The sequence below is a fragment of the Pseudomonas syringae pv. tagetis genome, from assembly GCF_022557255.1.
GTDB classification, from domain to species: domain Bacteria; phylum Pseudomonadota; class Gammaproteobacteria; order Pseudomonadales; family Pseudomonadaceae; genus Aquipseudomonas; species Aquipseudomonas caricapapayae.
On the sequence record NZ_CP092923.1, the window covers coordinates 5597801 to 5610588 of the forward strand.

Consider the following 12788-nt stretch of genomic DNA (forward strand, 5'->3'; position numbering starts at 1 on the left):
CCACTGAGATATTTCTCGCATGCCTACGTTTACTCACCATGATCTTGTGCTTTTGAATCCGTCCTTCGACTCAGATCTGGTTGATGTGCTGAGCGAACTGGAGCATCTACGTCGCCTCAGGCTTGAAGGCGATACACCACCGCAGGTGTTCTACCAACTCAAATCGCTTTTCCACGCACTGGAAAGCCTTGGGTCTGCCCGTATAGAAGGCAACCACACTACTTTGGCGGACTACATAGACAGCAAGGTAGGAGGCAAGGCTCGAGCAACGGACCAGTTGCGCGAGGTTGCCAACATTGAAAGGGCAATGGATTACCTTGAGCAGATCATGACGCCGGGCGCTGTGCTGACCGAGCAAACGATTCGAGAACTACACGCGATGACGGCCGATGATTTGGTACGCGAAGGCGACAGAACGCCTGGCGCTTACCGCAATGGAGGTGTCCAGATATCCCAATCTGACCACCTGCCGCCCGATTTCATTCAGGTTCAGGCTTATATGCAGGAGCTTGTCGACTTCGTGAATCGTGAAGACTCTCCAAAATACGATCTCATGAAGGTAGCGTTGGCCCACCACAGATTTGGATGGATACATCCATTTGGCAACGGCAATGGTCGCGTGGTCAGACTGCTTACCTACGCACTCTTGATAAAGTACGGCTTCAACGTCAGCACAGGCGGGTGCGTCCTGAATCCTACGGCCGTGTTCTGCAATGATCGAGAGCGTTATTACGCCATGCTTGCCAAGGCCGACAAAGGAACAAAAGAAGGGCTTGAGGAGTGGTGCACATACGTACTGCAAGGTATTCGTGATGAGGCTGAGAAAGTCGACCGCCTCACAGACTATGCCTATCTGACCAAATGCATCCTTGTCCCGGCTGTGGCGTTCGCACGTGAACGAGAATGGATCACAGAAACAGAAGAGTCAGTGCTGTCTGCCGCAATCAAGCTGAAGATCGTAAAGTCTGCAGATGTAGCAAAAGTGCTGCCTCGACAGTCAAGCAATCAACGAACTTACCTGATTAGAAAGCTAGTGGATCAAGGAATGCTTTTGCCCCTCAGTGCGGGTGCCAGACAGTACACCATCGGTTTTTCAAACAACTATCTGATTCGAGGAGTCATCAAGTCTCTCAGGGATCAGGGGTTCATACCTGAACCACTTGAAAAGCCTTGATCATGAGTTGAAGGCCGCACGAGCGAAATTAGCCTCTCCGTGCGTTTGAGGCTGGAAAATTCATAGCCACCACAAACCATAGCGCTGACGCAGAAGCGCGGACGAGAGCGCCCATGAGCACGCTCATCCCATTGAACTAATTTTCCCTGGCCACCCTCGAAGCCATACATTTGCTTCCACAAGGAAAATTCCGTGCTCAAACTTACTGCGTCCGCCCTCATCATCGCCGCCACGCTGGGTCTGGCTGCCTGCGACAGCAAGTCCGAACAGAAAGCACAGGACGCTCAGGCTCATCAGGAGAAATCCCAGGACAAAATGGAATCTGCCCAGGAAAAAGTGAACGAGGCGGCGAAAGAGAACACCGAAGCGGCCAAGGACAAAGCTGCGTCCAAGGAAGCGGCTGCCGAAGAGTCGAAGACCTTCGTGCCGACGTCCGAAGTGACCAACACCATTCAGCCAGAAAAAAAGTGAACACCGTGAACACTCTTCACAAAGTTTTCACAGCGGCCGCGTCATTGTGGAGCTGCTCTCAAGTGTGAATCCTTAAGCCCGCTCCCCCATCGCGGGCTTTTCTTTGTCCGGGATTTGGCGGGCAAAGCACTTTCGCGCAACCACGATACTCAAGTGCCGCGTGTTTTTTGGCAGAAAAAACGCAACTTTCCTGACGCCAGAAAAACTGCTTGATTTATTTTTCGGATTATTGCAAAGCGCATTCATGCCACAGCGTTTCGAGTCGATACTCTAACTACAGTAAGTCCACAAATACACCAAGGGGCAGGTTATGTTCGGAAACAAGAACAAAGCTGAACTGACAGCCATGAAGGCCGAGGTCGATGGACTCAAAGGACTGACAAGCGCGCTGGAAAAATCGATGGCGGTGGTCGAGCTGGGTCTCGACGGAAAGATTCTCAGGGCCAACGATAACTTTCTCGCGGCGATGGGCTACCGGGCGGACGAGCTGGCAAGCAAGACGCACCGCGACTTCTGCGAACCGGAGGTACTGCGCAGCCGCGAGTATGCCGATCTCTGGGCGTCCTTGAAGGCCGGGAAATTCATCTCCGGTACCTTTAAGCGCGTCGGCAAGAATGGCCACAGTGTCTGGCTTGAGGCCAGCTACAACCCGGTGTCAGACACGCAGGGCAACGTCTTCAAGGTGGTCAAGTACGCCCTGGACGTTACCGCACGCGTAATGCTGGAGAACGAGACCACCAGCAAGCTGGCGGCAGTAGACAGGGCCATGGCAGTTTGCGAATTCGAGCCCAATGGCAATGTCATCACTGCCAACAGCAACTTCCTGAACGTCATGGGTTATGCGCTGAACGAGATCAAAGGCAAACACCACAGATCGTTCTGCGAACCAGCACTGGTCAACAGCCCGGAATACTCCGAATTCTGGCGCAAGCTGAATCAGGGCGAGTTCATCGGCGATCAGTTCAAGCGCCTGGGCAAACATGGCCGGGTTGTCTGGCTGGAAGCCACGTATAACCCGGTTTTTGACGTCGACGGCAAGCTCTACAAGATCGTCAAGTTCGCCAGCGACATCACCCACCGTGTCGAGAAGCAGGAAGCAGATGCGCATGGCGCGTCGCGCGCTTATCACATTTCGGCAGAGACCGAAAAAGTGGCCGAACAGGGAACCCTGGTCATTCAGGAAACCGCTCGGGAAATGCGTCAGATTGCCGAAAACATCGGCGCGTCGGCGAAGTTGGTGAGTCAGTTGGGAGACCGCTCCGAGCAGATCACCGCCATCGTCAACACCATTCGCGGCATTGCCGACCAGACCAACCTGCTGGCCCTCAATGCTGCGATTGAAGCGGCACGGGCGGGCGATCAAGGCCGCGGCTTTGCGGTGGTTGCCGACGAGGTTAGGCAACTGGCGGGACGCACCAGTGGCTCTACCACCGAGATTGCCGAAATGATCGGCAAGATCCTCGCCGAAACACGCGAAGCGGTGGCGAGCATGGACGCCACTCAGGAAGGTGCCATCCGTGGTGTGACCCTGGCCGATCAGGCCGGACAGGTCATCGTCCAGATCCGCGACGGCGCGAGCGACGCGGTCGAGGCCGTGAACATGTTTGCCACCCGCATGGACGAAGCCGAAGCCTTTGCCAAACCAGGCAAACGATGACGACGGCATAACCCGCACCAACCCAAAACCGCGCCCTGCGGTTTTTTTATTGTCCCGCTTTGTGTCGACTGTTCGGTGCTGGGTATGCGTCCGGCCATGGGCTCTTGGGCGCAAGAACTGGCTCTTTGCAGGCTCGCTACGCAGCGGAAAACGCGCGGCGGCGATCATGAGTCTGATCCAGTCGGCGCGGCTGAATGGTCTTGATCCGTATGCGTATCTGAGAGATGTTCTCACGCGCCTGCCGACTCACCGGGCGAATGAGATCGATCAGCTGCTACCGCATAGTTGGTGACCAATTAATCACAACTGGTAGGGGTATTCCGTATTCCTGTCGCTGTAGCGTCTCTGTACGAGTTAAACAGCCGGAGAGTGACGGGGAGTACGATGACAATTCAGACACCACACGACACCGGTAACCAGAAGTGCAATCGCCGCAATTTCATATGAGTCGGGCAGCCGATGCTCCCATAGAAATCCAAATACTAGCGCCGCTAACGTCTCAATCACGAGCACTTGTCCGCTTAGTGCCAGTGGTAGAAGTCGGCTCGCCTGATTCCAGCACGCCCCCCCCACAACCGAAGATAAAAACGCTACGCCACCGGCTACCATGACAAAATTTAGCCATTCGGAATTGCCATGCGTTCCGACCTGCCAACCCAGGACAGGTGCCGCCAAAAGCAGTGATTGAGCGCCAGTCATGACCCCTGTCAGCAGTGCCCAGTCATGGGCGGAAACGCTGGCTACCTGAGCCAGCCGCCGAGCGTTGCTCACTGCGAACCAACTCCATGTCACTAACGCGCCCGCCGCGCATAGAATTCCGGCGATGTTTGTCAGTGTATCGGGCCTGTCGCCGTTGATCAGCGCGTGCCAGCTGATAAGTGTGACCCCGCCCACAGCGCAGCACAGCGAGGGAGTGAGCTTGCGCAAAGAAACGGCGTTGACGTCATGACGACCTGCCAGCGTGACGACCACCGGAATGAGTCCGACGATCAGAGACGTTGTGGCAATGCCAACCAACTGCACACCGGTGCCCACCAGCGTGTAGTAAATGAGGTTCCCAATCAGGCTAAGCCAGAAGAGTGACTTCCAGTCGGCCATAGTGAGATTGGCGCAAACGCGCCTCCAGCGGGGCATAAGCAAGGCCACCGAAATCGCGCCGTAGCAGAGAAATCTCAGAACGGCGAATTGCAGGCCGCTCAGCCCCGGGGTGAGCTGGGGGCCGAGGAAGATCACTCCCCAACACAGGCCCGCGCAAACTCCGTAGACAATGCCCTTTAGCAGTAATCGATCAGCAAACATTTCATCCGCGCTCCAAAGCGTTATGGATGAAGTCTGGAGCAACTGATTCGGGGAGTATTGTCGGTAACTGCGGGATGTTTTACCCAGACTGTTTTTGCGTTTTACGATAAACCGCCGGGGTCGTGGCCCTCACGCGCTGCATGGCACGGGTCAGCGATGCCTGGTCGCAAAAACCGGCACGCAAGGCAATCTCGGATATGGTCAATGAGGTTCCACGCAACCATCGTTGAGCTTCTTGCAGGCGTAAATCAGTCAACCAAGCTTGCGGACTCATCTCGAACCGTAGCCGGAAACGTTGGTGCAGCTGACTCATGCTCATTTTTGCCACTTTGGCCATGGCCTCATTGCTCCAGTTCGCTCCAGGATCCGCCCGAAGACGAGCGATCAACTGCTCCATGGGGTCTGGAAAGCAGGAGATTTCCGGATTTAGGGACGACAAAAGCAGAGGCCCCAATTGGGAGGCCGCGATGGACAATTGTGCGTTGCCGATTAGCTCAGCGAACTCTATAAGCCGACGAGTTGCGGGGGAAATGGGCACATATATTTTCTGAGCGAGACGCTCGATATGGAGCGTTTCCAGAGTCGTCGGCGCACAGTCCAAGACTAAAAAACGGCTATCGAGGTTAGTCTGCTGCGAATGGATCGAGCCAGGTGTCACAAGCGCTGCCAATGATTGATCTATGCAGCCGCCGCAACCGTTTACGTCAATTTCCATTTCGCCACGAATCGGCAGTACCAATTGAGCATGCTCGTGGTGGTGGTGAGGGTTTTCCCTCTCATAGCTGCGAACTTCAAGACTTAGAAACATTACTGCACCTTCCGGTCCGTCTGGTTATCCAAGGTTGACGTCCCAAAACGCCCAATGCGTACCCGCGTTAAGTCAGGCTTGCCGCTGATTCTAACATCTACGGATCAGACCGTTGATCGCACAATCTGTGTTGGCCATACGCTTACGGTGCTGGAACGCTTGAGCATTTTTCAGTGCACGCACGGAACCGCCTTGAGCAGACGCTCCACTCATTGATGAACTTGCGTTGATGAGCAGGCTAATGAGTAACCTTTTCTACAAGACTCTGCTAGATGACTTATCCCGATCCCTCGACATGCAACCGCTGGCATTTGATGATCACGGGGCGTGCAACATGATCATCGACAACACGTTTGCGCTGACGCTGTTATGCGATCACGCGCGCGAACGCCTGCTGTTGATCGGCTTGCTTGAGACGCCCGAAGACATACCTCAGCAGCGTCTTCTGGCTGGAGCGCTCAATCCGTTACTCAATGCAGGCCCCGGTCTTGGTCTGGACGAGAAAAGCGGCCTTTATCACGCGTATCAAAGCATTCCTCGAGAAAAACTCGGCGTCCCGATGCTCAAGCGTGAAATGGCGAGTCTGCTGGAGTGGATGAGGAGCTGGCGTGAAGCCAGCCAATAAGCGCGTCAAGACCCGATGTCCCTTTTCGTGAGAATCAACCTATGAACCCCATTCAGTCACGCTTCTCCAGTGTGCAAGAGCTCAGACAGTCGAACCTTGATATTCCAGCGCTCAAAGCCAATGGTCAACTTGAGGTCGACGGCAAAAGATACGAGATTCAAGCAGCCGATGACGGAACGATCGCAGTCCTTCGCCCCGAACAACAATCCAAAGCGAAAAGCTTTTTCAAAGGGGTCTCCCAGCTGGTAGGCGGCAGCAGTCAGCGCGCGCAGATTGCCCAAGTACTCAATCAGAAAGCCGCATCGACACGTACTGCCTTGCACCAGAGCCCTGTGCCGGATAGACGCTTTGACAACCTTGAGCGGGGCGAAAGCAGCTCAGCCGCAACAGCCATCAAACCCACGGCCAGACAGGCAGCGCAAAATACTTTTGACAGCTTTCATGAGTGGGCCAAGCAGGCGGAAAAGCTGTCCAACCCTTCTCGGATGGACATCTACAAAATCTATAAAAATGATGCTCCTCACTCTCGCCCCATGAGCGAGGAGCAGCAAGAAGAGTTCCTGCAAACGCTAAAGGCACTGAACGGCAAACACGGCATTGAGGTGCGCAGCCAGGATCATGACAAAGTGGTGAATAAAAAGGACCGCAACCTGGACAAGTACATTGCAGAGAGTCCAAACGCAAAAACGTTTTTCTATCGAATTACCCCCAGACATGAACGCCGCGAAGGTAAGCATCAAGGGCGATTGACCATCGGCGTACAGCCCCAATACGCAACACAGCTGACGCGCGCCATGGCTGCACTGATCGAGAAGGAAAGTGCGATCACACAAGGTAAAGTCATAGGTCCCGCCTGCCATGGCCAAATGACCGATTCAGCCGTTTTGTATATCAACGGCGACCTCGCAAAAGCGGAAAAGCTGGGTAACAAACTCAAACAGATGAGCGGCATACCTCCAGAGGCGTTCATTGAACACACCCCTATGAGCATGCAATCCCTGAGCACCGGTCTGTCCTATGCAGAAAGCATCCTCGGAGACGCCAGAGGTCATGGAATGTCGCGAGCAGAAGTTATCAGTGACGCCTTGCGAATGGATGGGCTGCCTTTTCTCGCCAGATTGAAGTTATCGCTGGCAGCCAATGGTTATGACCCGGACAACCCGGCCCTTCGAAACGCCAGATGAGCGCGGCGTCTGGCGTGAGCGCGGTAATTTGCAGATGCGGGTCAAAACCAGCAAAACCTTGGTTATTTACCACGTCTGCGCTTCAATAGCGGCCATTGCACCTCACGCCAGCCAAAGGACCGTTCATGGCCTCGCCAGACAAGCAGCAAAAACGTGCCAAGCGCGCAAAGATCAAGGCCAAACAAAACCGCTCGGGCAAGGCCGCAACCAGCCTGGTTCATCCGGTGTTTGCCTCGGCGCTGGTCAATCAGCCGTTTGATGATGTCGAACTCGATCTGAATACCTTCGACTTCAGTGACATTGTCGAGAACGGCTTCGATCCGGCTGACTACGACGATCTTTTCACCGCCATGAAAACAGCAGAAGCCATCAGCCAGCTGGCGCTGTGCGTGGTCTTCCTGCAATACCCGGTGCTGGCACTGGTCGTTTCCGAAGAGGAAGAAGATCCCGCCACGGACTTCATGATGGGTCTGCTGATCGTGTACCGCGCCATGTATCACGATGAGGATGAAGACACGGCAATCGAATGGATCGAAAGCCCTGCCTTCCAGAAGGATTACACCCTGGCCTCCGACCTGCTGATGAAGAGAGACACCAGGGCGGCACGCTGACGGAGGACCGTGCCGATGCCAGGCATCAGCACGGTAGCCAGATCAACCCAGCGCAGCAGCCCCCACACGCCCGGCTTTACGGCGACGTGAAACAAGCAGGCCGGCGCCGATCACCAACAGACTGAGCACGCCGGTGGCGATGATTTCGATGCGATGGTCTTCCTGCAGCAGCATGATCGTCAGCACCGCCACGATGAACGCGATGACCGCCCAGGTCAGCCATGGGAACAGCCACATCTTGAAGTCGATGGCCTCGCGCGCAGCGATGCGCTTCTGGCGCATACGCAGCTGCGAAACCGCGATCACCAGATACACCAGCAGGGCGATGGCACCGGAGCTGGCAAGCAGGAAGTCGAACACGGCCGCAGGTGCGACGTAGTTGGCGAATACGGTCAGGAACGCTGCCGCTGTCGACATGATCACCGCCCAGTGAGGCGTGCCGCCTTTGCTGGTGCGCCTTGATACCGCCGGGGCATCGCCGCGCTTGCCCAGCGAGAACAGCATGCGCGAAGCGGTATACAGTGCCGAGTTCAGGCAACTGGTCACTGCCACCAACACCACCAGATCGACGATCAGCTTGGCGTTCGGAATGCCCATCGCATCGAGCACGGTCTGATACGAACCTACCTCGGCCAGGCGCGGATCATTCCAGGGCACCAGCGACACAACGATGAAGATCGAAACCAGATAGAACAGGAAGATCCGCCAGATCACCGAATTGGTGGCCTTGGTGATCTGCTTGCCGGGGTTCTTGGACTCGGCCGCGGCAATGGTCACGATTTCGGTGCCCATGAACGAGAACATGGTGGTCAGCATCGCCGCCAGCACCGCACCCATGCCGTTAGGCAGGAAGCCCCCGGTGTCGAACAGATGGCTGACACCGCTGACGTTACTGGTCGGCAGCAGGCCGAAGATCGCCGCCACACCCAGCACTACGAAAGCGATGATTGCCACTACCTTGATCAGCGCGAACCAGAACTCGAATTCCCCGTAGTTCTTCACGCTGAACAGATTGGTCGCAGTCAGCAGCAATGTGATGACCAGCGTGAACATCCAGATCGCGATGTTCGGGAACCAGGCATGCAGAATGGTCGCGGCAGCGTTGGCTTCCAGCGGAATCACCAACACCCAGAACCACCAGTACAACCAGCCGATGGTGAACCCGGCCCAGTGACCGATGGCACGGTCGGCGTAGGTCGAAAACGACCCGGTGTCAGGCGAGGCCACGGCCATTTCGGCCAGCATGCGCATCACCAGCACAACCAGCGTACCTGCAGCGGCGTAAGCCAGCAGCACGGCAGGGCCAGCTTCGGCAATCGCGTGGCCGGAGCCGACGAACAATCCTGCGCCAATCACGCCAGCGATCGACAGCATCGTAATGTGTCGAGGTTTCAGCCCTTGTTCGAGCTCGGAAGAGTTAGCGGTACTGCTCATAAAACCACCTGTGCAAGACGAGCGAGACACACCGGAGCGTTACGTAAAGAGAAACCTACGGTGCCGTTCTTTATTTTTGACGCAAGAATTACGCCAAAATATTTCAAAAACGACGTCGCTCAGAGAATACACGGTGTGCGGCTTGACCACCGGGGCATGGAGAAAAGCGATCTGTCTGCCTGATCTGTAGGATTTGTTACCGAACGCCTCAGAATCGTCTACACGCGCGCACCAAAAAGGCACTCAAGCCACCGACCAGCTCAAAGATGGTGCGCACAACAGGCTGCCGCTCGGCAAAAGCTGCTTCCAACACCCGGCCAAAGCTGGCAACATCGCGCCTTTTTCGCGCACGCCTGCCTGAAACAGGCATCATGCCTGCTTTCCAGCGACAGGCTGCTGTTGCGACGCGACAACCCGGCGATGGCCGTCAAATTCAGCCTGCAACGCTGATGGTTGTCCTTCAAACGCTGTGCTAGCTTGGCGTTCGCCAGCAGCAAGAGCGCACACTTCGATGAGGACCCCACATGGCTGAGGCCACGCCCGCCCTGGAAATCCGCAACCTGCACAAACGCTACGATCAGCTTGAGGTGCTCAAAGGCATCTCGCTGACCGCACGCGACGGCGATGTCATCTCCATCCTCGGCTCATCAGGTTCCGGCAAGTCCACACTGCTGCGCTGCATCAACCTGCTGGAAAACCCGCATCAGGGGCAGATTCTGGTGGCCGGCGAAGAACTGAAACTCAAGGCTGCGCGCAACGGTCAACTGATCGCCGCCGATAACCGGCAGATCAATCGACTGCGCAGCCAGATCGGTTTCGTGTTCCAGAACTTCAACCTGTGGCCGCACATGAGCGTGCTCGATAACATCATCGAAGCCCCGCGTCGTGTCCTGGGTCAGAGCAAGGCCGAAGCCATCGAAGTGGCTGAAGAGCTGCTGGCAAAAGTAGGTATCGCCGACAAGCGTCATGCCTACCCGGCGCAGCTTTCCGGCGGCCAGCAGCAACGCGCTGCCATTGCACGCACGCTGGCCATGCAGCCCAGGGTTATCCTGTTCGACGAGCCCACTTCGGCACTCGATCCAGAGATGGTTCAGGAGGTGCTGGGGGTCATCCGCGCGCTGGCCGAGGAAGGCCGGACCATGCTGCTGGTGACTCACGAAATGAATTTTGCGCGTCAGGTATCAAGTGAAGTGGTGTTTTTGCATCAGGGAATGGTCGAAGAACAGGGCACACCGCAGCAAGTGTTCGAAAACCCGCTGTCGGCACGCTGCAAACAATTCATGTCGAGTCACCGCTAACGGAGCAACACCCATGCAGTCGTTTAAAAAGATCTTGCTGATCGCCGCGGCCACACTGGCGTTCAGCAGCAGTGCCTTTGCCGAAAAACTGAAAATGGGCATCGAGGGGGCTTACCCTCCGTTCAACAACAAGGATGCCAGCGGGCAGGTAGTCGGCTTTGATCGCGAGATCGGCGACGCCCTGTGCGCCAAGATGAAAGTCGAGTGCGAAGTGGTGACCTCCGACTGGGACGGCATCATCCCGGCGCTAAACGCCCAGAAGTTCGACTTCCTGATCTCCTCGCTGTCGATCACCAAAGAGCGCCAGGACGTGGTCGATTTCACCGATCCGTACTATTCGAACAAACTGCAATTTCTGGCACCGAAAACGTCCTCCATCGATGTGTCTTCGATCGACAAGGCCAAAGAAAGCCTGGCGGGCAAGTCGGTGGGGGCGCAGCGCTCGACCCTGGCGGCTACCTGGCTGGAAGACAAGCTCGATATCCTGGACGCCAAACTCTACGACACCCAGGAAAACGCTTTCCTGGACCTGTTATCCGGCCGCGTCGACGTCATGCTGGCGGACAAGTACGTCAGCTATGAATGGTTGAAAAGCGAAGCTGGCCAGAACTTCGAGTTCAAGGGCGAGCCCGTTGTAGAGAATGACAAGATCGGCATCGCTGTGCGCAAAGGCGACGACCCATTGCGCGAGCGCCTGAATGCAGCCCTGAAAGAAATCATCGCTGACGGCACCTACAAAAAGATCAACGACAAGTATTTTCCTTTCAGCATTCTCTGATTCACCCGACAGCGTCGCCGCTGCTTGCGGTTGAAGCGCGGCGACCGGTCCTGACAAAGCCTGCCCATGAACATTGATCTCCACGGATTCGGCCCAGCCCTTGCGGCTGGCGCGCTGATGACGGTTCAGCTTGCACTCTCGGCCCTGTGCCTGGGACTGCTGCTCGGACTGCTCGGCGCCTTGGCCAAAACTTCGCCCTACAAGCCACTGCAATGGCTGGGCAGCACCTACTCGACGCTGGTACGCGGCATTCCCGAGCTGCTCTGGGTGTTGCTGATCTACTTCGGCACCGTCAACGGCATGCGTGCGCTGGGCGAGCTGTTCGGCATCCCCAATCTGGCATTGAGCGCTTTCTCTGCCGGGGTTATCGCTTTGGGCTTGTGCTTCGGCGCGTACGCCACCGAGGTGTTTCGCGGGGCAATTCTCGCCATTCCCAAAGGCCACCGTGAAGCCGGACTGGCGCTGGGCATGTCGCGCTCGCGCATCCTATTCAAGCTGGTTCTGCCGCAAATGTGGCGCATCGCCCTGCCCGGCCTGGGCAACCTGTTCATGATCCTCATGAAAGACACCGCGCTGGTCTCGGTGATCGGCCTGGAAGAAATCATGCGCCATGCGCAAATCGCCGTCAGCTTCACCAAACAGGCCTTCACGTTCTACATGGTCGCGGCCATCATGTACCTGGGCCTGACCGTGCTGGCCATGATCGGCATGTATTTCCTCGAAAAACGCGCCAGCCGCGGCTTTCTGAGGAGCGCGTCATGAACTGGGAAGTCATCATAAAGTGGCTGCCACGCCTGGCACAGGGCGCGACCCTGACGCTGGAACTGGTGGCCATTGCCGTCATTGCCGGGCTGATCCTCGCCATCCCGATGGGCATCGCCCGCGCATCGCGGCACTGGCCGGTGCGCGCCCTGCCCTACGCCTACATCTTTTTCTTTCGCGGCACGCCTCTGCTGGTGCAACTGTTTCTGGTCTATTACGGGCTGGCCCAGTTCGATGCCGTGCGTCAGGGGCCACTGTGGCCCTACCTGCGCGACCCGTTCTGGTGTGCGGTCGTCACCATGACCCTGCACACTGCCGCCTACATCGCAGAAATCCTGCGTGGCGCGATTCAGGCGGTCCCGGCAGGCGAAGTCGAGGCGGCACGGGCGCTGGGCATGTCGAAATGGAAGGCGCTGTTCTACATCGTCCTGCCACGCGCAGCACGCATCGGCCTGCCTGCCTACAGCAACGAAGTCATTCTGATGCTCAAGGCCAGCGCGCTGGCCAGCACCGTCACCCTGCTGGAACTGACCGGCATGGCGCGTACGATCATCGCCCGCACCTACCTGCCGGTTGAAATCTTTTTCGCTGCCGGTATGTTCTATCTGGTCATGACGTTCGTGCTGGTGCAAGGCTTCCGCCTGCTGGAAAAGCTCTTGCGTGTAGACGCCAGTCAGGGGCGCTGAT

14 protein-coding genes and 1 pseudogene are annotated in these 12788 nt (G+C 56.7%); 11 read left to right on the forward strand and 4 right to left on the reverse strand.

The genetic code is table 11. The features are described 5' to 3' along the window. Nucleotides 1–19 precede the first annotated feature (19 nt). The 4 genes and pseudogenes from MME58_RS25055 to MME58_RS25075 form a co-directional block, all read left to right on the forward strand. Nucleotides 20–1174 (forward strand): Fic family protein, encoded by a 1155-nt coding sequence (locus MME58_RS25055; protein ID WP_055006260.1) that lies wholly within the window; start codon nucleotides 20–22, stop codon nucleotides 1172–1174. A 192-nt stretch (nucleotides 1175–1366) separates the two neighbouring features. Further along, entirely contained in the window at nucleotides 1367–1645 is a 279-nt protein-coding gene (locus MME58_RS25060; protein WP_054985136.1) for a hypothetical protein, read from the forward strand. Nucleotides 1646–1955: 310 nt separating this feature from the next. After that, nucleotides 1956–3302 carry a methyl-accepting chemotaxis protein gene (locus tag MME58_RS27505; protein ID WP_054985137.1) on the forward strand — a complete coding sequence of 449 codons (1347 nt, stop codon included), beginning with the start codon at nucleotides 1956–1958 and terminating at the stop codon, nucleotides 3300–3302. Nucleotides 3303–3390: 88 nt separating this feature from the next. Then, nucleotides 3391–3594: pseudogene (locus MME58_RS25075) on the forward strand (transposase domain-containing protein); the annotation flags it as partial. A 62-nt stretch (nucleotides 3595–3656) separates the two neighbouring features. On the opposite strand, the gene MME58_RS25080 reads toward MME58_RS25075, so the two are convergent. Together MME58_RS25080 and MME58_RS25085 are read right to left on the reverse strand one after the other, a co-directional pair. Further along, nucleotides 3657–4601, reverse strand: coding sequence for a DMT family transporter (locus MME58_RS25080; protein ID WP_055006259.1), 945 nt, complete (start codon nucleotides 4599–4601; stop codon nucleotides 3657–3659). Nucleotides 4602–4680: 79 nt separating this feature from the next. Continuing rightward, the gene (locus MME58_RS25085) at nucleotides 4681–5409 is read right to left on the reverse strand and encodes an AraC family transcriptional regulator (RefSeq protein WP_055006258.1); all 729 of its coding nucleotides are present in this window, start codon (nucleotides 5407–5409) and stop codon (nucleotides 4681–4683) included. A gap of 229 nt (nucleotides 5410–5638) precedes the next feature. On the opposite strand from MME58_RS25085, the gene MME58_RS25090 reads away from it, so the two are divergent. From MME58_RS25090 to MME58_RS25100, 3 genes are all read left to right on the forward strand, one after another. After that, nucleotides 5639–6034, forward strand: a complete 396-nt coding sequence (locus MME58_RS25090; protein ID WP_162491460.1) for a type III secretion system chaperone — start codon at nucleotides 5639–5641, stop codon at nucleotides 6032–6034. A gap of 41 nt (nucleotides 6035–6075) precedes the next feature. Then, nucleotides 6076–7218 (forward strand): T3SS effector HopA1 family protein, encoded by a 1143-nt coding sequence (locus MME58_RS25095; RefSeq protein WP_055006257.1) that lies wholly within the window; start codon nucleotides 6076–6078, stop codon nucleotides 7216–7218. A gap of 125 nt (nucleotides 7219–7343) precedes the next feature. Continuing rightward, nucleotides 7344–7829, forward strand: a complete 486-nt coding sequence (locus tag MME58_RS25100) for a hypothetical protein (RefSeq protein WP_054985142.1) — start codon at nucleotides 7344–7346, stop codon at nucleotides 7827–7829. Nucleotides 7830–7871: 42 nt separating this feature from the next. Here the strand turns inward: MME58_RS25100 and gabP are convergent, their stop codons facing one another. Next, nucleotides 7872–9263, reverse strand: coding sequence for a GABA permease (gabP, locus tag MME58_RS25105; protein WP_055006256.1), 1392 nt, complete (start codon nucleotides 9261–9263; stop codon nucleotides 7872–7874). A gap of 208 nt (nucleotides 9264–9471) precedes the next feature. Next, nucleotides 9472–9636 (reverse strand): hypothetical protein, encoded by a 165-nt coding sequence (locus tag MME58_RS25110; RefSeq protein WP_158506064.1) that lies wholly within the window; start codon nucleotides 9634–9636, stop codon nucleotides 9472–9474. Between the two features lie 151 nt (nucleotides 9637–9787). On the opposite strand from MME58_RS25110, the gene MME58_RS25115 reads away from it, so the two are divergent. The 4 genes from MME58_RS25115 (at nucleotide 9788) to MME58_RS25130 (ending at nucleotide 12787) form a co-directional block, all read left to right on the forward strand. Beyond that, nucleotides 9788–10561: an ABC transporter ATP-binding protein gene (locus tag MME58_RS25115; protein ID WP_054985144.1), complete on the forward strand. Its 774-nt coding sequence runs from the start codon at nucleotides 9788–9790 to the stop codon at nucleotides 10559–10561. Nucleotides 10562–10574: 13 nt separating this feature from the next. Further along, nucleotides 10575–11339: an ABC transporter substrate-binding protein gene (locus tag MME58_RS25120; RefSeq protein ID WP_055006255.1), complete on the forward strand. Its 765-nt coding sequence runs from the start codon at nucleotides 10575–10577 to the stop codon at nucleotides 11337–11339. A 66-nt stretch (nucleotides 11340–11405) separates the two neighbouring features. Beyond that, nucleotides 11406–12101 carry an ABC transporter permease gene (locus MME58_RS25125; RefSeq protein ID WP_054985146.1) on the forward strand — a complete coding sequence of 232 codons (696 nt, stop codon included), beginning with the start codon at nucleotides 11406–11408 and terminating at the stop codon, nucleotides 12099–12101. After that, the gene (locus MME58_RS25130) at nucleotides 12098–12787 is read left to right on the forward strand and encodes an ABC transporter permease (RefSeq protein ID WP_054985147.1); all 690 of its coding nucleotides are present in this window, start codon (nucleotides 12098–12100) and stop codon (nucleotides 12785–12787) included. The genes MME58_RS25125 and MME58_RS25130 overlap by 4 nt, the downstream gene beginning before the upstream one ends. Nucleotide 12788: the final 1 nt, after the last annotated feature.

Excerpts from the sequence above, each read along its gene's own strand:
- MME58_RS25055 (WP_055006260.1), top strand. The coding sequence starts at position 20 with ATGCCTACGTTTACTCACCATGATCTTGTGCTTTTGAATCCGTCCTTC.
- MME58_RS27505 (WP_054985137.1), top strand. The coding sequence starts at position 1,956 with ATGTTCGGAAACAAGAACAAAGCTGAACTGACAGCCATGAAGGCCGAG.
- MME58_RS25080 (WP_055006259.1), bottom strand. The coding sequence starts at position 4,601 with ATGTTTGCTGATCGATTACTGCTAAAGGGCATTGTCTACGGAGTTTGC.
- MME58_RS25085 (WP_055006258.1), bottom strand. The coding sequence starts at position 5,409 with ATGTTTCTAAGTCTTGAAGTTCGCAGCTATGAGAGGGAAAACCCTCAC.
- MME58_RS25090 (WP_162491460.1), top strand. The coding sequence starts at position 5,639 with ATGAGCAGGCTAATGAGTAACCTTTTCTACAAGACTCTGCTAGATGAC.
- MME58_RS25095 (WP_055006257.1), top strand. The coding sequence starts at position 6,076 with ATGAACCCCATTCAGTCACGCTTCTCCAGTGTGCAAGAGCTCAGACAG.
- MME58_RS25100 (WP_054985142.1), top strand. The coding sequence starts at position 7,344 with ATGGCCTCGCCAGACAAGCAGCAAAAACGTGCCAAGCGCGCAAAGATC.
- gabP (WP_055006256.1), bottom strand. The coding sequence starts at position 9,263 with ATGAGCAGTACCGCTAACTCTTCCGAGCTCGAACAAGGGCTGAAACCT.
- MME58_RS25110 (WP_158506064.1), bottom strand. The coding sequence starts at position 9,636 with ATGATGCCTGTTTCAGGCAGGCGTGCGCGAAAAAGGCGCGATGTTGCC.
- MME58_RS25115 (WP_054985144.1), top strand. The coding sequence starts at position 9,788 with ATGGCTGAGGCCACGCCCGCCCTGGAAATCCGCAACCTGCACAAACGC.
- MME58_RS25120 (WP_055006255.1), top strand. The coding sequence starts at position 10,575 with ATGCAGTCGTTTAAAAAGATCTTGCTGATCGCCGCGGCCACACTGGCG.
- MME58_RS25125 (WP_054985146.1), top strand. The coding sequence starts at position 11,406 with ATGAACATTGATCTCCACGGATTCGGCCCAGCCCTTGCGGCTGGCGCG.
- MME58_RS25130 (WP_054985147.1), top strand. The coding sequence starts at position 12,098 with ATGAACTGGGAAGTCATCATAAAGTGGCTGCCACGCCTGGCACAGGGC.